This is a genomic window from Thiothrix lacustris DSM 21227, assembly GCF_000621325.1.
Lineage (GTDB): Bacteria > Pseudomonadota > Gammaproteobacteria > Thiotrichales > Thiotrichaceae > Thiothrix > Thiothrix lacustris.
Map to the genome: position 1 here is coordinate 56,566 of NZ_JHYQ01000021.1, position 20,715 is coordinate 77,280.

Below are 20,715 nucleotides of genomic sequence, written 5' to 3' on the forward strand. Positions count from 1 at the left end.
TTAGTGTGATGCAGTACTTATTGTTTGCGTGGCTTAAGTCTAAAGATTGCAAGCAAGCCAAGTAATAACCCTGAGATGGGCAAACTACCACCACCACCGCTCGTTGTTGTTGTGCTTTGTGATGGCTCACTGCTACTACTGGAAGAAGATTGGCCGCGTGTTTTTAGTTTTTCAATGACATTTTTAGTAATCAACCCGACTTGTGGATCGTTTAGGCCTTCTGCCCAGTCGATTGTGGGAGCAGTAAATACCACCCCCCCATTCACTGTTGGCTGGAAGATGCCCATAGTGCCCCAGCCCTGACCTGCGTAGTTGTTATGAACGACGCCCGGTACAAGAGAAGGTGAATTGACAGCATAGGCGGGTGTTGTTGCTAGTATCTGAAAGTTACTGGGAGTGCCATCTTCTCCAGTAACTACTGGTTTGTTATTGGACATACTAAATAATGCACCATCAACCTCATAACCCACGACTGATCGGCTGTTGACATCATCCCCACGTCCAAAGATATTGCCATTGGCCAAATTAGTGCCTGTAAATGCCCAATGTGTCGCATCAGTCACTTTGAAGCCACCATAGGAGCCATCATCACCACTACCATTTTTAACATAGTATTGTTGACCTGATGTAGTGTAATTAGCATAACCCCCATGTTGAAAACTAGTGCCTATTGACAGGTTTTCTGGCCTGTTAACGGGGGATTTAAACCAATTAGTGGTAACTCGGCTGTTATCTTGTCCGTATAATGGGTCGTCATTGGCATTTTTATAACAAATCATGTGTTTGTTATCTGCGCTAAAGCGTACTTGCCACCACATGGTATTGCCACTGAAAATAGCACCGTTGCCACCAGCAGCAAGGTAGTTATCCCAATTGTCGCGCATCTCTTTGGACCAGTATTCGTTGTGTCCAGCCAGCATGACTAAGTTGTAGTTATTCAGTAAGGATGGGTCACGATGAAGATCCATCATCGATGCTGCTTCATAAGCAATGCCTTGCTTATCCAGCCAGGTAACGAATTCGCTGTGTTCTGCCCACTGCCCTCGACCTGTTGGACGTTCTGTGGAAAGTTGATGGCTTGCTTTGCCGTTATTGGAGTTGAAGCCATACATGGATTTCCCACCAATGGGTGAGTAGGCGAATGCGGTGGTGGAGCTATCAAGTACGAGTACTTTGGAGTAATTACCCGGTTGTGCCGATTTGATCGCGACGAATTCAGAATAACTGCCCTTGCCATTGTTAAAACTGATTTCGTAGATGCCGCTAGTCCAGTTGGCTGGAATGTTAATCGTGTAGGCAGATCCCCAGTTTAAACCATCATAGTCGCTTCCTGATGGAGTGTAATTACCCGCACCGCTAAAGGAAGTGCTTTGTAAGTTGGGATTGCTATTGCCTGCTCGTCGAATATGTACATCAAAATTGGAGGTGGTGCTAGCAACATGTACCTTCAGTTGACCACCTGTTTGTACGCTGTCTATTTCGAGGTAGCCGCAGATTTCAGTGAATATGTCGCCATTCTTGAAATTGCAAGACACGGCAAATGCACTTTGAGATAAGACTAAGCTGAGTAATCCAATCGCACCGATTGATAATTTTTTGGGCATTGCATTGGCATAAGCTGATGTTATTTTAGCCATTTTGTTTCATTTTCTCCAGAACTGCCATTGATAAAGCAGCACTTTTTAGATGGGGTTATAATCTCTATTATTCTAGTTCAACATGATAAAGTTTTACCAGAATTAAATCATTATTACTGATGAATAAGTTGTCATTGCTAATTCTATTTTATTAAAATTGTTATTTATCAATTTCTTGGGTGCTATTTTTTCGAATCTTCCAGATTAATTTCGTTATTAATAAAATTAATAACGAGAGGGCGGGTAGGCTACCGCCTCCGCCACTGTTGTTTTGTAATACTATTTGGGTGTTGCCGTTTCCTATTCCATTATTAATAATAGTAGAGTCCGTGGTCGTGGTGCGGCTTTTGAGCTGATTGATGACGTTTTTGGTAATACGCCCGACGGATGCTTCTTGTAACCCTTCTGCCCAATCAATGGTGGGTGCGACAAAGACGGTGCCGCTGTTATCTGATGGCTTGAATAGGCCTAGTGTCCCCCAGCCTTGACTATTGTGATTGTTGTATACGATGCCTGGAACACCAGAGGGTGAGTTGACTGCATAGGTTGGAGTGGTCGCCAAAATTTGGAAGTTGAGCGGTGTGCCGTCTTCACCTGTTGTAACGGGGTGGTTGTTAACCATTTGGAATAGTGCTCCATCGACTTCATAACCTGAAATACCGCTAGCTCTTCCAAATATGCTGCCGTTGCTAAGCCCTGTGCCTTCAAATATCCAGTGTGAAGCATCGGTGACCTTGAATCCGCCATTGGAGCCATCATCATCCATCCCATTTTTGACGTAATATTGAACACCATTTTCAGTGTAGTCGTGATAACCACCATGACGGAAGCTAACGCCGATGGATAGATTTTCAGGGCGATTGATGGGTTGGTTGAACCAGTTAGTGGTGACTCGGCTATTATCTATGCCATACAGAGGATCAGCCATTGCGTTTTTGTAACAGATCATCTGTTTAGCGTCTTCACTGAAACGTACTTGCCACCACATGGTATTGCCACTGAAAATGGCCGCATTACCACCCGTTGTAAGGTAGTTATCCCAGTTATCACGCATTTCTTTCGACCAGTATTCGTTATGTCCAACCAGAATGACTAAGTTATAGTGACCTAGTAGAGAGGGATCACGGTGTAAATCCATCATGGAAGCAGCTTCATAAGCGATGCCTTCTTGATCAAGCCACCCGACGAATTCGCGGTGTTCTGTCCATTGTCCCCGCCCGGTGGGACGTTCCATGCCTACTTGCGAAGAAGCTTGTCCATTACTGGAGTTGAAGCCGTAGAGCGATTTACCACCTATTGGTGAGTAAGCAATCTTGGTAGGCAGGCTATCCAGCACCAATACTTTGGAATGGCTACCTGGTTGCGCCGCTTTGATCGCGACAAATTCTGGATAACTTCCTCGTCCATTGTTTAGGCTGACTTCATAAATACCACTTATCCAATCTGACGGAATGTTGACTGTATAGGCGGATCCCCAGTTCAATTGGGTATGGCTATTAGCACCATAATTACCTGCTCCATTAAAAGATGTCGTTAGCAGATTGGTGTTGTCATGCCCGGCACGTCGGATATTCACCTTGAAATGAGGTGTGGTACTGGAAACATGAAGATTAAGCTGTCCGCCAGTCTTAATTTCTCCTGCTTCAAGGTAGCCACAAATTTCGGTGAAGGTATCGCTATTTTGGAAGTTGCATGAGACAGCAAAGGTCTCTAAGGGCAGTAGGATAAATATCCCAGTAACACCAAGTATTAGTTTAGTGCTTACTTTTTTGAAAATAGAATGACGAGGAGGTAGGGGTTGAGTCATGAATTCTCTCACATGATTGTGTGTAATGATGGTTTACGATAAATTTATCTAATAATTACGATTAAATCGTAATTATTAGAAAATCGCATTGACAATCAGACAATCAGAGGGATTTCAAAGATCGGTAGTGAATAGTCTAGAATGAATGGTGTTGTGTGTGGGGAGTTAGTGATTCAAGCTGTGTTCCAGTTGCGGTGCAAGTTTGGTGATAAATTCGCGATTGAGGCTGATCCAAATGATAAGTGGCGCAATCATTGGCAGCAATAATGTGCCTATTTGATAGCCCAAGGCGATGAAATCGACACCTAGAGGGGAAATGCCTTGTTGAATTTGGAATGCTGTACCCACATCAAATGTGAGTGTTTTTAGTACACTAAAGATCATGCTAAATATTTCAGTGGGTAAAATCAGTAATAATCCCCATGCCAGATTTTGCATTTTGTATTGGCAGGGGGTGGCTAGTATTAAAGCAGTTAGCAAGGGTACGCTATAGCTGTAAATCAATGGGTTGAGGTGGAAGCCTAACGCATCTTCTCCTGTGGGGGGAGAGACAATTGCTCCATGAATATCATGCCCGAAGTTGGAGGCTAGCACTAATATATGGCCATCTAAGCGTAGCCACATCAACGCATCAGGAAGCAGTATGGTCAGCAGTTTGCCCGTGATCAAGGTGATAGGGGCAAGATGATAGCTTGCGGTGATGTACCAAAGAAAAAACGTTAGCGGCAGTAATAGGATGACGCCCAGTATAAAGCGATGCAGTGGTTGATGAATCATGCATGAGCCTCTGGTAGGGATTGCGAGGGGGGGATTTGCCTAGGCAGATAGTGAATCCATAGGAGAAAGACCACTAAGGCATCCAGCATGATCAGGGCTTGCCATATGTATAAGTGTGCCCAGTCAAATAACGTTTGGCTCCATTGGCCTAGGTAAAATAGGCTAATGATTCGTAACAAATTCATACCCTGAATGGCCATGAAACCCCAGAATAGCCCCTTGAGTTTATAGAGAAGTGGAGAAGGGAAGGCAATAATGGCAGCCAGCAATATAAGCATAGCCTCAACCCCATTGCAGCCGGGTTCGATCGAGACGGCAAAACCATTCAGTGTACTGCTGACTACTTTACCTGTTGTGGCAATGTTGGGATCAAAAGCCGACATTAAAGCACCACTTACATCCGCTAACAGGCTTGTCCAAGGAAGAATAATGGCAGATTGTACAGGTTGTAGCATTTCAACCCCGAACAACACGCTTTGTATTATTAGGAAGAATATAAGAAAACGTAACATAGCCCTATTTCTTTTAATTTTTTATGAGTCTATTATTTTATCTGATTTTGATGTTGAACGGTAGCTTTTGTGCTCTGTCATGGATGGAATATCTACCGTTATTGGGCGTACTTAAGACTGTCGTATAGTGATATCACCAATAGTGGAAGGGGCTTTGTTGCAAGTGCCATTGCGTTGCTGGGTTGTACATTCATTTTTCATAAGCGAATGTCCAATCCAAAAAAGGATGAGGCCACATAGGATGCAGACAGAAAAGAATAGCCAGTTAACCTCTTGAGAACGTTGGAATTGCAGTGCTGCTCCCATAACGCCAATACCAACCAATAATGCTAGCGCTACCCACTTGGCACTACGCATAAAGTAAAAGACTAATGATTGCTCGCAATCAATCATTTTGTTACCAACGCATTTAGCTTGTTTTTTCATGATTTTGATCTCCTGACATGGAATCCTGAGTTGAAAAAAACTTACCATTCATGTTGTGTAGGTATGTCTTTATTAATTTCCTGCAACAATCGTACCACTGATTCAGTTGACTGTAGCCTGTTTTCGGGGAACTTTGCCAATAACCCATTGATTAATGGCTGATAAGCATATTGCCTAGTAGGTAGCTTGGGAATGGAGGCAAGTGCCTGTTTTTTCAAGAGTTCTGATAGTGATGGTGATTCATACGGTTTGCGGCCAACCAGTAACTCATACAGTATTACCCCTAGTGCATAAAGGTCGGTACGTTCATCAGGGGGGTCACCCATCATGCGTTCTGGGCTGATGTAATAGGGTGTACAGTAAATCTCATCTTCACGCATGAATCCCGTTGCCACGAGTAGGCGAGTTTCAAGGCCAAAATCTAACAGAGCCAGTGAATCATCGTTACGCACTAATATATTGGATGTCTTAAGATCCTGATGTAACAGGCCAATACTATGAATTTCACCTAATGCTAAGGTAATTTCTGTAAACCACTGCAAGGCTTGTTTCAGTGATGGGTGGGGCATTAAGCTTAGTTGGCGTCGTAGGGTTTTTCCGGGGACATATTCCATTATCATGTACAACGCACCGGCTACTAAGCCTGCATTAATAGGTCTTACTAAGCCGCGATGGTCGAGCAAACCTAGCGCCCAACTTTCCATAAGGAATTCATCCAGCAGGTGTTTTTCTAATTGACTGGCATTGAATTTAAAGCGTTTGATGACAACTTGCTGGGAGTCCGGTGCTTGAGCTAATACAATAATGGCATTATCACTTTCATGTAGAACTTGTAGTAACTGGTAGTCTGGTAGGACAAGTGGGTATTGTGCCAGTGAGGGGTGCTTCATGCAGGTGTTCCTTTCTTTTCTAATAATGCCCATATTTCGTTAGTGTAGGTCAAGAAGGAAGGCTGTGTCGTCTTACTTGCTGCCTGTGGATGGATACGGATCAATGTCAATTGACAATGCCTCACTGTTTCATGGATAATTCGGCGCTTTTCTATGGGCTAATGCCCCTGGATCCTTGCCTCACCGTTAGCGGGAGGCTACTTAACCCGAAAGGAAACCGTCATGAGACATTATGAAATTGTTTTCTTGGTCCACCCGGACCAGAGCGAACAGGTACCTGCGATGGTAGAGCGTTACCGTAGTATGGTACAAGAAAGCGGTGGTGCTGTTCACCGTCTGGAAGATTGGGGTCGCCGTCAACTGGCTTATCCAATCAACAAGCTGCATAAAGCACACTACGTGCTGATGAACATCGAATGCGGCGCGGAAACACTGGCTGAACTGGAAAGCATTTTCCGCTTCAACGACGCGGTTATCCGTAACGTCACCATGCGTTGTGACAAGGCTGTTACCGAACCTTCCCCGCTGAGAAAAGACGCGGAAGCTCGTCCTGCCAAGCGTATGCGTGAAGAAGTCCTGTCTGATGATGATGATTCATCTGACGACGAATAATTACGGTTGATCTGGAGATAATTTATGTCACGTCAATTCCGCCGCAAAAAATATTGCCGTTTCACGGCTGAAAAGATCACCGAGATTGATTACAAAGATCTCGATATCTTGAAAAGCTTTATTACCGAAACTGGCAAAATCGTTCCTAGCCGCATTACCGGCACCAAAGCGATTTATCAGCGTCAACTGGCAACTGCTATCAAGCGTGCACGTTTCCTCGCGCTGCTGCCATACACGGATCAGCACAAATAAAGTGCTGTAAACAGTCAACTTACGCACAAATGCTCGATGTTTGTGCGCAGACAAGGTGAGAACGATGGAAATCATTCTTCTAAAGAAAGTAGAAAATCTGGGAACCTTGGGCAGTGTTGTGTCCGTGCGTCCTGGTTATGCCCGCAACTACCTGATCCCGCAAGGCAAAGCCCAAATGGCAACTAAAGCCAATAAGGAAGCCTTCGAGGTACGTCGTGCGGAATTGGAAGCTGAAGCCGAAGCAATTCTGGCAGCCGCTCAAGCACGTCGTGACCAACTGGCTGATATGGTTCTGACCATCACTGGTAAAGCGGGTAACGAAGGCAAATTGTTTGGCTCTGTTTCCAATATTGAAATTGCTGAAGCTATTCAAGCTGCTGGCATTGCAGTAGAGCGTCGTGAAATCCGTATGCCGGATGGCGCTATTCGCCACTTGGGTGAATTTGAAATCAGCGTACACTTGCACGCTGAAGTTGATACCACCATCAAGGTTGTTGTTGAAGCAGAATAATTTCTGACTTAACAATGCCTTGAGAGAAATACCCTATCGTACTTGATTGTGCGGTAGGGTATTTTTGTTTATACGCCGTTTCTCGCTACCCTATCGCTAACGTTTCGTTGCAATTTTAGTTAAACTGCACGAATGGCAGACTCATACGAATCACTGAAAATTCCTCCCCACTCTATTGAAGCCGAACAATCTGTTCTGGGCGGCTTGTTGTTGAGTGGTTTAGCAAACGATAGTACGGCGTGGGATACCATTGCCGACAAAGTGGTTGAGGGTGACTTTTACCGGCAGGATCACCGTTTAATTTTCCGCGCGATTGCCGATTTAGTGGAAGACAGTAAACCATTGGATTTGGTTACTGTTTCTGAATGGCTCAAGCAGCGTGGTGATCTAGAAAATGCGGGGGGATTTTCGTATCTTGCGACGATGGCCAAAGATACGCCCAGTGCTGCGAATATTAAGGCGTATGCAGAAATCGTGCGTGAAAAATCGGTGTTACGCCAGCTGATTACCGTCGGTACGGGAATTGCTGAGTCCGCTTTTACAGCGCAAGGTCGCCCTACGAAAGAGTTGTTGGATGAGGCCGAGCAGAAGGTTTTCAAAATTGCTGAGCAGGGAACCAGGCAAGGGCAGGTATTTAAACCGTTAAAAGGTTTGCTCAAAGTCACGCTGGCGCACATTGAGGAGATGAGTAAGCTCGACAGCAATGTCACGGGCGTTTCGACCGGATACCATGATCTGGATGATATGACTTCTGGCTTGCAGAAAGGCGACCTAATTATCGTGGCGGGGCGGCCATCGATGGGGAAAACCACTTTTTCGATGAACATCGCCGAATACGCAGCGGCACACAAAAAGCTGCCCACTGCCATTTTTAGTATGGAGATGCCCGCCGAACAGTTAACCCTGCGTTTGCTGTCATCCATGGGAAGAGTTGACCAGACTCGGATTCGGACAGGTAAACTGACCGACGAAGACTGGCCACGTATTGCTACCGCCGTGAAAATTTTCAATGATGTGCCGATGTTCATTGACGATAGCCCAGCGCTTTCCCCCACGGAAGTCCGCGCCCGCGCCCGCCGTTTGATGCGTGAACACGGGCAGCTAGGCTTGATTGTGTTGGACTACCTACAACTCATGCAAGTAGGCGGCGGTTCAGATAACCGTACGGCTGAAATTTCGGAAATTTCTCGCTCCCTCAAGTCTTTGGCAAAAGAGCTATCCGTACCGGTTATTGCACTGTCACAGCTTAACCGTAGTCTGGAACAACGCCCTAACAAGCGTCCGGTCATGTCGGATTTACGTGAGTCGGGTGCGATTGAACAGGATGCTGACTTAATCATCTTCATCTACCGCGATGAGGTCTACAACCCTGAGTCTCCTGATAAAGGTACGGCAGAAATCATTATCGCCAAGCAGCGTAATGGTCCAATTGGTAGTGTGCGTTTAACGTTCCTTGGCAAATATACCCGTTTCGAGAATTTTACCCCTGACATCTATACGCCAGGATTTGAATAATGATTGCAATCCTTTAAAGTGCCTGAATGAAAAGATCAGCCTGTGCCACCATTGATTCCACCGCCTTACGCCATAATCTTGCGCGTTGCCGAGAGGTTGCGCCCAACAGTTTGGCAATGGCCGTTATTAAGGCTGATGCTTACGGGCATAATATGCTTAAAACGGCGGAAACCCTGAGCCATGCAAATGGTTTTGCGGTCTCTTGTTTGCAAGAGGCGATCGAATTACGCCAAGCACGTTTTATTCATCCTATTGTTGTACTACAAGGTTTCAGTGGCTTGCAGGGCATGAAAGCCGCCGCCGAGCACAGGCTGCGCGTGGTTATTCATGATTTGTCTCAGCTTGAGCTACTGGATAGTGCGCCTGCTTCCATTAAATTGGATGTTGCGTTGAAACTCGATACTGGAATGCACCGCTTAGGATTCCCCGTTGAACAGGCGCCTCACTTGTTTGAGCGCTTGGGGAAACACCCGAATATCAAGCCAACGCCATGGCTAATGACGCATATGTCCAGCGCTGATGAGTTGGATAATCCTAAAACATCCCAGCAATTAGAGCAGTTTTTCAAGTACACCGAAGGTTTACGAGCACCGCGTAGTGTGGGTAATTCAGCGAGTATTCTTGGTTGGCCACAGACGCATGTTAATTGGGTTCGTCCTGGTATCATGTTGTATGGTTCCTCTCCCTTCGCGAATGGCGACGTTCAGCGTGATGGTTTACAGCCAGTGATGAGCTTAACAGCACCCTTAATAGCGATTCATACCATTGCTAAGGGTGAAAGCATTGGCTATGGCTCCAGTTGGGTTTGCCCAGAAGATACACGTACCGGCGTGGTTGCGATTGGTTACGCGGATGGTTATCCACGCCATGCACCGACAGGCACGCCTGTTTGGATTAATGGTAAGCAAACGCGCCTTTTGGGGCGGGTGTCGATGGATATGATCGTTATTGATCTAAATGCCATTGAGGCGCGTATTGGTGATCAAGTTGAACTATGGGGTAAACACCTTTCAGTCGACCGTATAGCGCAAGCGGCAGGCACCATTAGTTATGAGATTCTGTGTAATGCAGGAAATCTTTGCAGGCATGAATATATTTGATGATATAAGTAAATGCTTATTAGTGATTGTTTGATAGAAATTTGCTATCCTAATTTTTAATCAAATAAATCTAACTATGGATGGGGCCTTTAGCATGGTAACAACAAAATACGCAGTTCAAAATAGCCGCCGTGAGCAAATGAAGCGTGAGCTGATTGGCTTGGTGATAGGAACCACTCTATTAATGGCGGGCATGGCTTTCCTATTTTCCCAAACGCTGGTGGCGGATGGTGAAACAGTTAGTGATGCTAAACCTGTCATGGCTACGGCCGAATCATCGATTATGCCAGCATCGCCAGTTATGGCTAAAGCAGATATTCCCGCACTTGCTTCTTTAGATCTTGCTACAGATTCTGCTACAAGCAATCTGGCGGTAGAGCCTGTTAAGATGACACTAACTCCACCAGCGGTTGTAACGCCTGAAGCCAAAACAGTAGTGTCGGAAACTGTCGAGGCCACTGCGACGATAAAACCCGATGTTCCACCTGTCGAAGAAAAGGTTGCCGCAACGGCAACAGGCTCAACGGGCTGGATCTATGCTGGGCAGTTTACTGATGGCAAATGGACAGAGCAAGGGCTGAAAATCGGTGCTGAATTGCCCGTCGTAGGCAATAAGTATCCCTTAGCGTGGTCAGCTACTGTGCGTGAACAGACGCCTAGTAAACACAGCAGTGGCAGCCGTAAATTGGGTAAAGTGGCCGCTAATTTGGCATCTGGAAGCGAAGTTGAAGTAGTACAGGTCAAAAAATCGGGTACTAAGGGACACGTATGGCTGGAAATTCGCTACCAATAATCACCGGTATTAAATAGGTGATGTTAAACTGGCAACTATTTCCTAGTTGCCAGTGTCCAAGCATACATCATGATCTTAAGTATCCGCACCAAACTGTTCATTGCTATTTTTCTCGCCTGCCTACTGATTGCTAGCGGGCTTGCGGGTATTTTGCAATACCGTTTGAAACGCAGTTTTCTGGACTACCTGAATGAACAGGAAAGCCGTTCCCTTCTTCAGCTAGAAACCCGTTTGATTGAAGTTTATCAAGTCCGTGGTGATTGGACGGAACTTGAACGTAATTCACAGCTTTGGAGCTCCATTCTCGATACGGCCGTGCGTAGTAGTTTTTTTCCGGCTAACGGGAATGATGCAGCAGAAGATGACCCTTTACCACAGCCATCATCACCTAGCGCTTATCATGAGCCAGAGGGGATGCCACCGCCTCCACCCCGCTCGCATATTGCACAACGCATGGAACGTTTTATCGGGCGTATGGTGCTGTTAGATGCCAAGCGTGAAGTTGTTAAAGGCAGTATCCGCTTTGGCGTACCCGAAGACCTGCATCAGCTAAAATCCCAAGGCAAAACCATTGGTTATTTGGGTATGCATCGCCGTCAACGCCTGACTGAAAAAGTCGATGTGGACTTCGCTGACCGCTTGCAACGTACTTTATGGATGGTTGTGTTGTTATTGGCTTTGCCGATGGCAGGCTTATTGTCTTTCTTACTGGCACGTCATTTGGGGCGACCGATTCAGGCACTCCGCAAAGGAACCCATCAATTAACAGCGGGTAATTACGCTTCGCGTATGCAGCCGTCAGGCCGTGACGAGCTTGGCCTTTTAACCCGTGATTTTAATCAGTTGGCAGAGCGTTTACAGAAAAATGAATCATCTCGTAAGCAATGGATTGCGGATATTGCGCATGAACTGCGTACCCCTCTGGCGATTTTGCGTGGTGAAATCGAAGCCTTGCAAGATGGTATTAACCAGCCGGATACTCATACCTTAGCCTCGCTTCACCATGAAGTTAGCCATTTACAGCGCTTAGTGAGCGACTTGTACGACCTGTCCATGTCTGACAGCGGGGCGTTGAGTTACCGTCAGGAAAGCCTCGACCTCATCGCGGTATTGCAAGAAACGCTAACTGTGCACAGCACCTCACTGGATGAACAACAGTTGAGCGTCGATACCACGGGCTTAAGTCAGCAGCCCGTGTTGATTCAGGGCGATTCACAACGGTTGCAACAATTGTTCAAGAACTTGCTGGAAAACAGCCTGCGTTACACCGACAAACCGGGGCAGTTGCATATCAGTACCCAGCTTAAGGCTGGTTGGGTCGACATCTTGTTTGAAGATTCATCACCAGGCGTTCCTGAGGATTCCTTACCCCGCTTGTTTGAGCGCCTCTATCGGGTCGAAAGTTCGCGTAACCGTGCCACGGGTGGTGCTGGCCTTGGCTTAAGCATTTGCCGCAATATTGTAGATGCACATGGCGGCAGCATTAGTGCGGCACATTCCACCCTGGGTGGCTTGGAAATTCGGGTACACCTACCCCTGCAAAGTTGATGGATACCCACATGGAACAGATTCTGATTGTTGAAGATGAGCCTAAAATTGCCGATTTGCTGCAAAAATACCTGCAAAACGCCAATTACCAGACCCACTGGCTTAATAGTGGTCTTGGGGTAGGGGAATGGGTACGCAAGGAGCAACCGCAGCTTATCCTGCTCGACCTGATGTTACCGGGGAAAGATGGCTTGGAAGTCTGCAAGGAAATTCGCCAATTTTCCCGTGTACCAATCATCATGCTGACAGCGCGTGTCGAAGAGATCGACCGTCTGCTGGGGCTGGAGCTGGGGGCGGATGATTACATCTGTAAACCTTTCAGCCCGCGTGAGGTGGTGGCGCGGGTCAAAGCCGTGTTACGGCGCCTGCAAGCATTCACAGCGCATGAGAGCGACGGCGTTACACTGAGTGCTTCCTTGTTGGAGCTGGATCGTGACCGTTTGCTGGTTAAAGCAGAGCAGGGTGAAATTACCCTGACATTGGTGGAGTTCGAGTTACTCGCCACCTTAAGGCAACACCCCGGCAGAATCTTTGGCCGCGACCAATTGATGACCAAAGTGTATACCGATAATCGCATTGTGTCTGACCGTACTATTGACAGTCATATCAAAAAATTACGAAAGAAACTCGCAGAAATCCTTCCAGATCAGGAGCTTATTCATTCAGTCTACTCGGTTGGTTACAAGTTCGAGCCGTAAGGTCGGGCAACACTTCCACATTGTTTGCACAATTGCAGCAAATTTCGTGCGCAATGTGTGCGTAACATCCTCCCCATCGACAGGCCAAACAGCCTGAAAACAGAAACTCTTAACTAAGTCCTAAAAGGGGAACGAAAATGAAAAAAGCACTTATTGCAACAGCACTACTCGGCGTTATTGGTATGTCAGCGGCTTTCGCTGGTCATGGTGGTGGTTTTGGTGACTGCGGTGGTAAAGGTGGTCACGACGGTGGCTTTGGTGGTCGCGGTGGTGATCGCATGGGCGAAATGCTCACCGAAAAACTGAAGTTGGATGATGCGCAAAAAACCCAGCTTGAAACCATTAAGCAGGAGCAGGGCACTAAAATGGAAGCCTTGCACACTCAAATGCAAGAGCAAATGAAAGCCTTGCGTGCTGAAAACGAAACCAAAATTGCGGCTATCCTGACGCCTGAACAGGCAGTAACCTTCAAGCAAATGCAGGATGACCGCCAAAAACGCCAGCAAGAACGTCTGGAATCCATGAAAAAGCGCCTCGAAAGTGGCACTCTCTAAACGACCTACAACATTAATAATTAATTAGGAAAACTTACTCATGAAAAAAGCACTGATCATCACTTCATTGGTTGCCCTGCTGGGTGCGTCGGCTGTCATGGCTGACCAAGGCTTCGGCGGCGGCAAAGGCATCGATCGCATGAAAACCTTCCTTGGCCTAAGCGACACGCAAGCGGTACAAGTAGACAGCATCATGCAAGATCAACAAGTCAGAATGAAAGCGTTGCGCGAAGAAACTAACCAACGCATTCAAGCGCTGTTAACGCCTGAGCAATCGGCTAAATTCCAGCAAATGGAACAGCAACGCGGCGAACGTCAAGGCAACCGTATGGGGCGCCAAGGCAATGGAGACGCGCCAGACGGTAACTAAGTGAGTTGCCATGTTGATTTGAGTTTTTATCGTTTGATTTTTAGTCATATTTCACCTTGTTTAGGGCAGCCTGTTGGCTGCCCATTTTTCTGCCATACTAGAAATATTTTTTATTTCAGTTATTTGCAAGCCAAATGTGCTTGGTTATTAATTTGTCTGATTCCGATTATCCATTAATAATTTTCAATTTAATTCCATTAAAAATCTGTCTATTTGAAAATATTGACTAGAATTAGCGTGAACATCAGTACTTAAATGGGTGCTGATAATGTTTATGCATATGAAAAATAATCAGCATGGAAGGTGAATATGTTGGATAGTCCCTCGGATAATGATGACCTGACCCCAATGCAGGAATATGTGATTGCAGGTGGCGTTATTCTGTTGTTTGGGTTGCTGTATGGGTATTTAAACCATGGCTGGAATGGTGAAACAGCCTTGTCTACCGCACAAGCTCCTACTCATCAGCGTCTTATGCTGGAGGAGGGGAAATTCTCTGCTGATGCTGTTACCGCCACCACAGAATTGGATGTTGAGGTCAGTAAACCAAGCGTGCCAGTTCAGGCAAACGTGACACCAAGCGTGACACCAGCGGTTGCAGCTACAACGACAGCCGTCGCTCCTCAAGTGGCATCAACGCCCGCACCAGTGGTACAACAAACAGGCACGTTAGAAGCTGGCGCTGTAGGCCCAGCTGGCCCAGCCCCTGTTATTCAGGTTGCAGCCCCACAAACCACCGCTTATACCCTCCCGGATGGAACCAGCATCGATATTGGTAACAGTAGTTTTGGAGCTACGTTCAGAGATGCTATTGCTAACCATCAGACAGACAAACCGATCGTCTTTGAAGGCATCCAGTTCGACTCGGGTTCAAGCAAACCGAATGTCGCATCGGGTCAACCACTCAAGGTTGTCATTGCTTTGTTGCACGCTAACCCGAGTATCAAGTTATTGATCCGTGGGCATACTGATGAAGTCGGTGCAGCCAAAGATAACACCGAGCTGTCACTGGTACGCGCCAACGAAGTGGGTGTGGCATTGGTGCAAGCGGGTATCGACCGCAAACGTTTGCGCATTATGGGAATGGGCAGTTCAGAACCCATCAGCATTGATAACACGGATTCTGCGCGTCAGCGCAATCGGCGTATTGATGCGCTGATTCTCAAGTAACACAACCCTTGAATGAGTAAATTCATTTCACCACTTTTATTGACAGGAGTAACACTATGGATGGTCTTTCATCTTCTTTAAACGGTATGTTGGGCGGGCTTGCCTCCGGCAACTTGGGTCATGCTTTGATTGGCCTAGCTATTTTGGTCATCGGTTTGATTGTAGTCAGTTTTGTGGCGGGCTTTATCAAGCGTTTGCTGGGTAAGGTAGGCTTTTTAGCTCGTACTAATTTGGCAAAACCCATCGCCTCCCTGATCAAAGCGGTGCTAACCATCTTTGTGCTGATGGCTGTTTTGCAGCACTTCGGTTTAACCGATGTCTTGGCGCCGTTGAAAACCATGCTGAACAAGTTCCTCGCGGCTATCCCGAATATTATTGGGGCAGGCGTTATTGCTTATGCTGGCTGGGTGATTGCTAAAATCGTCTCGGAATTGACCGGCGTAGCGTTGGGGCGCGTAGATCGTCAATTGGCGCTGAAAATGGGTCATCAAAGCACGCAAGGCATGAAGCTTTCCAAAATTGGTAGCTCTTTCATGTTTGCCGCTATCTTGATCCCGATTGCGGTCAGCGCTTTGGGTGTGTTGAATATCCCTTCCATCACTGAGCCTGCTTCTGACATGCTGAACAAGCTGTTGGCGGCGATTCCAAACATTATTGGTGCTGCTATTATTCTGGCAGTGACATATTTTGTCGCCAAGTTTGTGATTTCCATGCTGAGCAGTGTGTTGGATGGTATCAATGTGGATGGTATGCCGCAAAAATTGGGTTTGACGGGTGTGTTTAGTGACACCTTCACCCCAACCAAATTGATCGGCAATGTCATTATGTTCTTTGCAATGTTGACGGCGGCAACGGCGGCGGTGAATACCTTGGGCATTGACATCATTTCCAATATCTTTGCGAAAGTACTGGAGTTTGGCGGCGGTATTCTGGTCGGTGGCGTTATCTTGCTGGTGGGTTATTTCCTCAGCACGCTGGCGTATAACAAGCTGAGCCAATACGGCAGCGCAGGTATTGCCAGCATCGCTCGTTTCGCTATTTTGGGTCTGGTATTGGCCATGGGTCTGCGGGCAATGGGTCTGGCGGATAATATCGTCAACATGGCTTTCGGCTTTACGCTGGGTGCTGTCGCGATTGCGGTTGCCTTGGCCTTCGGCCTGGGTGGTCGTGAAGCGGCTAAAACCATCGCGAATAACTGGGCTTCCAAGCTCAAATAAAATTGACCGTTTGGTGTAAAAGAGAAGGGGTGTATTTGCATACACCCCTTTTTTTCGGGCGTAAGCAGCCGTTCGTCTGTCACGGAATTAAAGCAGTAATTTCGTGGTCTATATGATCTAGAATCATGGAATAGTAGTATACATAAATAATCAGGTATTCCAGCAGGCGCGACTTTACTAGCCTGTGCCTGCGGAGATCCGTAGGAGTGAGATATGTTCGCCCAAATCTGCAAGAACACATCTGGTTGTGCTGACTGGTTATGGCAGCAGGGCATCAACTGGCTGAACGCCACCCCGCGCGAAGATGACTTCAGTGCCTTGTGTAATTTTGAGTTCCTTGAACGTGAAATTCGTCCCGCTGATGTGATTCTATTCGCGGGTCAATCGCGCGTTAGCAAAGTTATCCAGACCGTGGTGTTATCACCGTGGACACACGCGGCACTTTACATTGGGCGCATCAATGACATTCGTGACCCGAAAGCACGTTCCCGACTGGCGGCTTATTACGACGGTGACTTAAGCGAGCCGTTAGTGATCGAATCCTTGCTGGGAAAGGGTACTATCGTCACCCCGTTACGCAACTACCGTAAAGAACACCTGCGCATTTGTCGCCCCGCTACCCTGACTTGGCAAGATACCGATAAAGTCGTGAATTTCGGCGTCGAACACCTCGGCATGGGCTACGATGTCAGGCAATTGCTGGATCTGGCGCGTTTCATGTTCCCCTACGCGATTTTACCGCGCCGCTGGCGCTCAAGCCTGTTTCAGCACAATGCTGGGCAACCGACCCACATCGTGTGTTCCAGCATGATTGCCCGCTGTTTCCAGCAAGTGCATTACCCCATTCTACCGATTGTGCAAAATGAACAGCAGGATCAACTGCGTTTTTACGAGCGTGATTTCCGCCTGTTCACCCCCAGTGATTTTGACTACTCGCCTTACTTCGAGATTATTAAATACCCGGCGTGGAATGCAGGGCGCGAGCCTGCTTACCGCACCTTGCCGTGGCATCAAGAGGAGGAGCATCCCCATGAGTTGGTTAACAAAATACCGCCACCAGTACATCAGCCGCCCCGTCATGCGCCTGATGAAACAACAATTACCGCCGATTTCGCAGACCGAACAGGACGCGTTGGACAGTGGCAACGTCTGGTGGGATTCCGAACTTTTTTCAGGCAAGCCTGATTGGTGCCGCTTACACGATTTGTCCATCAGCAAACTGAGCGCTGAGGAACAAGCTTTCCTTGATGGCCCCGTGGAAGTGCTGTGCCAACGTCTCGACGATTGGCAAATTACCCACGAACTCTACGACCTGCCGCCTGATATTTGGGCATTCCTCAAACAAAACCGCTTTTTCGGCATGATCATCCCCAAGGAATACGGCGGCTTGGGCTTTTCCGCGCTGGCGCATTCGCAGGTGGTGATGAAGGTGTCCAGCCGTAGTGCCACGGCAGCGGTCACGGTAATGGTTCCCAACTCCTTGGGGCCGGGCGAATTGCTGATGAAATACGGCACGCAAGCGCAAAAAGATTACTACCTGCCCCGGCTGGCGGATGGGCGCGACATCCCCTGCTTTGGCCTGACTGGCCCGGAAGCGGGCAGCGATGCCAGTTCCATTCCCGATAGCGGAGTGGTGTGCCGTCAGGATTTCAATGGCGAAAAAGCCGTGCTGGGGATGCGCCTGAATTGGGAAAAACGCTACATTACGCTAGGGCCGGTGGCGACAGTACTGGGGCTGGCGTTCCAGCTTTACGACCCGGATCATCTACTGGGTGACAAGGAGGAACTTGGCATTAGTGTGGCGCTGATTCCCACCAATCATCCGGGTGTGGAAATTGGTACGCGCCATTTCGCGCTGGATATTCCGTTCCAGAATGGCCCCAATTACGGGCATGACGTGTTTATTCCGATGGATTGGTTGATCGGTGGGCAAGCGCAAGCGGGCAAAGGTTGGCGGATGTTGGTGGAATGTTTGGGCGAAGGGCGTGGCATTTCCCTGCCTGCGCTCTCCACCGGCGCTGCGAAAGTCGCCTCACGTTATACCGGCGCGTATGCGCGGGTGCGCCAGCAGTTTGGGATGCCGATCGGTTATTTTGAGGGGGTGGAAGAGCCGCTGGCACGGATTCTCGGCAACACTTACTTGATGGATGCTGGGCGCATTCTCACCGCTACCGCTATCGACCAAGGGCAGCGCCCGGCGGTGATCACGGCTTTGCTGAAGTACCAGTTGACCGAGCGGATGCGGCGGCTGGTCAATGATGCGATGGATATTTCCGGTGGGGCGGGCATTTGCATGGGGCCTTCCAACTATTTGGCGCGTGCTTACCAGTCGATCCCTATCGGGATTACGGTGGAAGGTGCGAACATCCTCACCCGTTCGCTGATCGTATTCGGGCAGGGCGCGATGCGTTGCCACCCGTGGCTGCTGAAAGAAATCAAGGCGGTACAAGCCGATGATGTGGAGGCGTTCGATACTGCCTTTATGGGGCATCTGAAACACATTTTCAGCAATCTGGGACGTAGTGTTTGGTATGGCCTGAGCAATGCCAAACTGGTGGCGCACGGTTCGCCCATGACCCGCGAGTATTACCGTCATTTGAGCCGCTTGAGCAGCCAGTTTGCCTTGTTGGCGGATTACGCGGCTTTGTCGTTGGGCGGTACGTTGAAACGACGCGAACGTTTGTCCGGGCGTATGGCGGATATTCTGGCGAACCTTTACCTGTGTTCGGCGGTGCTCAAGCATTTCGAGGAGCAGGGTGAGCCGGAAGCGGATGTGCCGTTGATGGCTTACGCGTGCAAGCTGACCATTCATCGGGCGCAGCAGGCGATGCTGGCGGCGTTCCATAATTTGCCACACCCGTGGCTGGCGAAGATTTTGCGTGCCGTGATGTTCCCGTATGGCAAGCCGTTTAGCCCGCCGAATGATCAGTTGATTCATCAGGTGGCGCGGTTGGCGTTGGAGCCTTCGGCTACCCGTGATCGGTTGACGGATGGGATTTACATTACCAACGATCCGGCTGACCGCATGGGGCGGATTGAAGATGCCTTGCACAAAACGCTGGCAGCCGCCGAAGTCGAGAAACAGTTACGCAAGTTGATGAAGACGGGCAAGCTGGAAGCGCATACGACCGATGCGGCGATTGTTGAGGCGAAGGATAAAGGTTTGCTGGATAAATTCAGTGTGGAACGGCTGTTGGCAGCGCGGAAAGCGGTAGCGAATGCGATTCGGGTGGATGATTTCCCGGCGGAGTATTTTCGGAAGGGGGAGGCGAAGAAACCCCTCCCCAACCCTCCCCTTATCAGGGGAGGGAGTCAAGAGAGGGAGATGGGGTAGTTTTTATTTATTAAGCGCCGCAAGTAGCGGATTGATTGCTAGCTTGTTGCTGCCCGGATTGTTGTTGGCCTGAATCTTGGCCGCCAGCAGAAGATGAATCCGCGCCCTGCATTTTTTCCATCATGGTTTGCAGCAATTGCATGATCATTTCCATCATTTGCGACATAGTGTCGCCTTGCTCGCCGCCAGCAGCACCAGACTGGCCTGCTTGACCGGATGCGCCTTGAGAGCCGCAGCACTTGCTGCTGCCCTGTCCGCTCATGGCGTGATTGAATTGTTGGACGCTATCAGCAGAAGGGGCTGAGGTAGGGCTGAGGCCAGTTTGTGAGACTGCGCTGGAACCAATTCCATTGATGTTCATCATGATACGACTCCTTGTCGTGGGTTGGGAAATCCTGTGCGTACAGCCTACCGCAGATGTCCACGAAAAGGGGGGATTGTGCAGACGGCTTGTCGGGGGATTGGGGCGGTTGGTCGGGATGGATGGGGAGTGCGTGGATTTTGCAAAGCATTTTTGATTGTCTATAGTTGATTTAATGTAAACCATAAAATACCTTAAAGATCATTAGGAAAGTAATGGTTTACCTTAATATGTCAAAAATCGAAGAAGTCATGCCTGCCAACCTAAAGCGGGCAATCAAAAAGCTGGGACGTGATATCAACACAGCGCGACGGCGGCGGCAACTGACGGTTGAGATGATGATGCAACGTGCCAGCATTTCTAAGCCTACGTATTTGCGCGTGGAAAAAGGCGACCCTAGTGTTTCCTTTGGCATTTACTGCATGGTGCTGTTTGCGTTGGGCGAAGCGGAGCGCATCAAAGATCTGCTCGACATTTCGCGGGATGAAACGGGGTTGTTGTTGGATGAGGCGCGTTTGCCTAAACGGGTGCGACCCAAGAAATCAGACTTGGGGGTTGTATGAACCGCCGTAATCAGCGGAAATTGAAAACAGCGAAGGTGTTGCCTACACTGTTTAGCACGTTCTTTGTG

At 48.2% G+C, this 20,715-nt stretch carries 22 protein-coding genes; 15 read left to right on the forward strand and 7 right to left on the reverse strand.

What is annotated here, in order from left to right; translation table 11 throughout:
- Positions 1–17: 17 nt before the first annotated feature.
- The 6 genes from Q394_RS0111305 to Q394_RS0111335 all read right to left on the reverse strand — a co-directional run bounded on the left by Q394_RS0111305 (position 18) and on the right by Q394_RS0111335 (position 6,049).
- The gene (locus tag Q394_RS0111305) at positions 18–1,637 is read right to left on the reverse strand and encodes a N,N-dimethylformamidase beta subunit family domain-containing protein (RefSeq protein ID WP_028489382.1); all 1,620 of its coding nucleotides are present in this window, start codon (positions 1,635–1,637) and stop codon (positions 18–20) included.
- A 160-nt stretch (positions 1,638–1,797) separates the two neighbouring features.
- Complete coding sequence (locus Q394_RS0111310) at positions 1,798–3,444, reverse strand: N,N-dimethylformamidase beta subunit family domain-containing protein (protein WP_156946837.1); 1,647 nt, start codon at positions 3,442–3,444, stop codon at positions 1,798–1,800.
- A gap of 165 nt (positions 3,445–3,609) precedes the next feature.
- Positions 3,610–4,221: an exosortase H-associated membrane protein gene (locus Q394_RS0111320; protein WP_028489384.1), complete on the reverse strand. Its 612-nt coding sequence runs from the start codon at positions 4,219–4,221 to the stop codon at positions 3,610–3,612.
- Positions 4,218–4,733: an exosortase H gene (gene xrtH / locus Q394_RS0111325; protein ID WP_028489385.1), complete on the reverse strand. Its 516-nt coding sequence runs from the start codon at positions 4,731–4,733 to the stop codon at positions 4,218–4,220. The genes Q394_RS0111320 and xrtH overlap by 4 nt, the downstream gene beginning before the upstream one ends.
- A 111-nt stretch (positions 4,734–4,844) precedes the next feature.
- Positions 4,845–5,159 carry a hypothetical protein gene (locus tag Q394_RS0111330; protein ID WP_156946839.1) on the reverse strand — a complete coding sequence of 105 codons (315 nt, stop codon included), beginning with the start codon at positions 5,157–5,159 and terminating at the stop codon, positions 4,845–4,847.
- A 41-nt stretch (positions 5,160–5,200) separates the two neighbouring features.
- On the reverse strand, positions 5,201–6,049 hold the full coding sequence (locus Q394_RS0111335; protein WP_028489387.1) for a serine/threonine protein kinase: 849 nt from the start codon (positions 6,047–6,049) through the stop codon (positions 5,201–5,203).
- 222 nt (positions 6,050–6,271) lie between these two features.
- Here Q394_RS0111335 and rpsF point away from each other — a divergent pair, with 222 nt between their 5' ends.
- The 14 genes from rpsF (at position 6,272) to Q394_RS20035 (ending at position 19,723) form a co-directional block, all read left to right on the forward strand.
- Positions 6,272–6,661: a 30S ribosomal protein S6 gene (gene rpsF, locus Q394_RS0111340; protein WP_028489388.1), complete on the forward strand. Its 390-nt coding sequence runs from the start codon at positions 6,272–6,274 to the stop codon at positions 6,659–6,661.
- Positions 6,662–6,685: 24 nt separating this feature from the next.
- Positions 6,686–6,913 carry a 30S ribosomal protein S18 gene (gene rpsR, locus Q394_RS0111345; RefSeq protein WP_028489389.1) on the forward strand — a complete coding sequence of 76 codons (228 nt, stop codon included), beginning with the start codon at positions 6,686–6,688 and terminating at the stop codon, positions 6,911–6,913.
- Between the two features lie 64 nt (positions 6,914–6,977).
- Positions 6,978–7,424 carry a 50S ribosomal protein L9 gene (gene rplI, locus Q394_RS0111350; RefSeq protein WP_028489390.1) on the forward strand — a complete coding sequence of 149 codons (447 nt, stop codon included), beginning with the start codon at positions 6,978–6,980 and terminating at the stop codon, positions 7,422–7,424.
- 132 nt (positions 7,425–7,556) lie between these two features.
- Positions 7,557–8,939, forward strand: a complete 1,383-nt coding sequence (gene dnaB / locus Q394_RS0111355; protein WP_028489391.1) for a replicative DNA helicase — start codon at positions 7,557–7,559, stop codon at positions 8,937–8,939.
- Between the two features lie 26 nt (positions 8,940–8,965).
- Positions 8,966–10,039, forward strand: coding sequence for an alanine racemase (gene alr, locus Q394_RS0111360; protein WP_028489392.1), 1,074 nt, complete (start codon positions 8,966–8,968; stop codon positions 10,037–10,039).
- Between the two features lie 94 nt (positions 10,040–10,133).
- The gene (locus Q394_RS0111365; RefSeq protein ID WP_028489393.1) at positions 10,134–10,832 is read left to right on the forward strand and encodes a hypothetical protein; all 699 of its coding nucleotides are present in this window, start codon (positions 10,134–10,136) and stop codon (positions 10,830–10,832) included.
- Between the two features lie 69 nt (positions 10,833–10,901).
- On the forward strand, positions 10,902–12,380 hold the full coding sequence (locus Q394_RS0111370; RefSeq protein ID WP_028489394.1) for an ATP-binding protein: 1,479 nt from the start codon (positions 10,902–10,904) through the stop codon (positions 12,378–12,380).
- A gap of 11 nt (positions 12,381–12,391) precedes the next feature.
- Entirely contained in the window at positions 12,392–13,078 is a 687-nt protein-coding gene (locus Q394_RS0111375) for a response regulator (protein WP_028489395.1), read from the forward strand.
- Between the two features lie 137 nt (positions 13,079–13,215).
- Positions 13,216–13,632, forward strand: a complete 417-nt coding sequence (locus Q394_RS20020) for a Spy/CpxP family protein refolding chaperone (protein ID WP_028489396.1) — start codon at positions 13,216–13,218, stop codon at positions 13,630–13,632.
- A gap of 40 nt (positions 13,633–13,672) precedes the next feature.
- Complete coding sequence (locus tag Q394_RS21505) at positions 13,673–14,002, forward strand: hypothetical protein (RefSeq protein ID WP_028489397.1); 330 nt, start codon at positions 13,673–13,675, stop codon at positions 14,000–14,002.
- A 309-nt stretch (positions 14,003–14,311) separates the two neighbouring features.
- Entirely contained in the window at positions 14,312–15,172 is an 861-nt protein-coding gene (locus tag Q394_RS0111390) for an OmpA family protein (protein ID WP_028489398.1), read from the forward strand.
- Between the two features lie 56 nt (positions 15,173–15,228).
- Positions 15,229–16,389 carry a mechanosensitive ion channel gene (locus tag Q394_RS0111395; RefSeq protein ID WP_038141265.1) on the forward strand — a complete coding sequence of 387 codons (1,161 nt, stop codon included), beginning with the start codon at positions 15,229–15,231 and terminating at the stop codon, positions 16,387–16,389.
- A gap of 213 nt (positions 16,390–16,602) precedes the next feature.
- Complete coding sequence (locus Q394_RS20030) at positions 16,603–17,574, forward strand: YiiX/YebB-like N1pC/P60 family cysteine hydrolase (RefSeq protein ID WP_051543326.1); 972 nt, start codon at positions 16,603–16,605, stop codon at positions 17,572–17,574.
- The gene (locus tag Q394_RS20035) at positions 17,477–19,723 is read left to right on the forward strand and encodes an acyl-CoA dehydrogenase (RefSeq protein WP_245606783.1); all 2,247 of its coding nucleotides are present in this window, start codon (positions 17,477–17,479) and stop codon (positions 19,721–19,723) included. Before Q394_RS20030 ends, Q394_RS20035 begins: the two co-directional genes overlap by 98 nt.
- 10 nt (positions 19,724–19,733) lie before the next feature.
- On the opposite strand, the gene Q394_RS0111410 is transcribed toward Q394_RS20035, so the two are convergent.
- Positions 19,734–20,087 carry a hypothetical protein gene (locus Q394_RS0111410; protein WP_156946841.1) on the reverse strand — a complete coding sequence of 118 codons (354 nt, stop codon included), beginning with the start codon at positions 20,085–20,087 and terminating at the stop codon, positions 19,734–19,736.
- 227 nt (positions 20,088–20,314) lie between these two features.
- Here Q394_RS0111410 and Q394_RS0111420 point away from each other — a divergent pair, with 227 nt between their 5' ends.
- Positions 20,315–20,647, forward strand: coding sequence for a helix-turn-helix domain-containing protein (locus tag Q394_RS0111420; RefSeq protein ID WP_038141326.1), 333 nt, complete (start codon positions 20,315–20,317; stop codon positions 20,645–20,647).
- The last annotated feature ends 68 nt before the right edge of the window (positions 20,648–20,715 follow it).

What these genes read in the sequence shown, in the direction of transcription:
- Q394_RS0111305 (WP_028489382.1), bottom strand. Translation starts at nt 1,637, where the DNA reads ATGGCTAAAATAACATCAGCTTATGCCAATGCAATGCCCAAAAAATTA.
- Q394_RS0111310 (WP_156946837.1), bottom strand. Translation starts at nt 3,444, where the DNA reads ATGACTCAACCCCTACCTCCTCGTCATTCTATTTTCAAAAAAGTAAGC.
- Q394_RS0111320 (WP_028489384.1), bottom strand. Translation starts at nt 4,221, where the DNA reads ATGATTCATCAACCACTGCATCGCTTTATACTGGGCGTCATCCTATTA.
- xrtH (WP_028489385.1), bottom strand. Translation starts at nt 4,733, where the DNA reads ATGTTACGTTTTCTTATATTCTTCCTAATAATACAAAGCGTGTTGTTC.
- Q394_RS0111330 (WP_156946839.1), bottom strand. Translation starts at nt 5,159, where the DNA reads ATGAAAAAACAAGCTAAATGCGTTGGTAACAAAATGATTGATTGCGAG.
- Q394_RS0111335 (WP_028489387.1), bottom strand. Translation starts at nt 6,049, where the DNA reads ATGAAGCACCCCTCACTGGCACAATACCCACTTGTCCTACCAGACTAC.
- rpsF (WP_028489388.1), top strand. Translation starts at nt 6,272, where the DNA reads ATGAGACATTATGAAATTGTTTTCTTGGTCCACCCGGACCAGAGCGAA.
- rpsR (WP_028489389.1), top strand. Translation starts at nt 6,686, where the DNA reads ATGTCACGTCAATTCCGCCGCAAAAAATATTGCCGTTTCACGGCTGAA.
- rplI (WP_028489390.1), top strand. Translation starts at nt 6,978, where the DNA reads ATGGAAATCATTCTTCTAAAGAAAGTAGAAAATCTGGGAACCTTGGGC.
- dnaB (WP_028489391.1), top strand. Translation starts at nt 7,557, where the DNA reads ATGGCAGACTCATACGAATCACTGAAAATTCCTCCCCACTCTATTGAA.
- alr (WP_028489392.1), top strand. Translation starts at nt 8,966, where the DNA reads ATGAAAAGATCAGCCTGTGCCACCATTGATTCCACCGCCTTACGCCAT.
- Q394_RS0111365 (WP_028489393.1), top strand. Translation starts at nt 10,134, where the DNA reads ATGGTAACAACAAAATACGCAGTTCAAAATAGCCGCCGTGAGCAAATG.
- Q394_RS0111370 (WP_028489394.1), top strand. Translation starts at nt 10,902, where the DNA reads ATGATCTTAAGTATCCGCACCAAACTGTTCATTGCTATTTTTCTCGCC.
- Q394_RS0111375 (WP_028489395.1), top strand. Translation starts at nt 12,392, where the DNA reads ATGGAACAGATTCTGATTGTTGAAGATGAGCCTAAAATTGCCGATTTG.
- Q394_RS20020 (WP_028489396.1), top strand. Translation starts at nt 13,216, where the DNA reads ATGAAAAAAGCACTTATTGCAACAGCACTACTCGGCGTTATTGGTATG.
- Q394_RS21505 (WP_028489397.1), top strand. Translation starts at nt 13,673, where the DNA reads ATGAAAAAAGCACTGATCATCACTTCATTGGTTGCCCTGCTGGGTGCG.
- Q394_RS0111390 (WP_028489398.1), top strand. Translation starts at nt 14,312, where the DNA reads ATGTTGGATAGTCCCTCGGATAATGATGACCTGACCCCAATGCAGGAA.
- Q394_RS0111395 (WP_038141265.1), top strand. Translation starts at nt 15,229, where the DNA reads ATGGATGGTCTTTCATCTTCTTTAAACGGTATGTTGGGCGGGCTTGCC.
- Q394_RS20030 (WP_051543326.1), top strand. Translation starts at nt 16,603, where the DNA reads ATGTTCGCCCAAATCTGCAAGAACACATCTGGTTGTGCTGACTGGTTA.
- Q394_RS20035 (WP_245606783.1), top strand. Translation starts at nt 17,477, where the DNA reads ATGAAACAACAATTACCGCCGATTTCGCAGACCGAACAGGACGCGTTG.
- Q394_RS0111410 (WP_156946841.1), bottom strand. Translation starts at nt 20,087, where the DNA reads ATGATGAACATCAATGGAATTGGTTCCAGCGCAGTCTCACAAACTGGC.
- Q394_RS0111420 (WP_038141326.1), top strand. Translation starts at nt 20,315, where the DNA reads ATGTCAAAAATCGAAGAAGTCATGCCTGCCAACCTAAAGCGGGCAATC.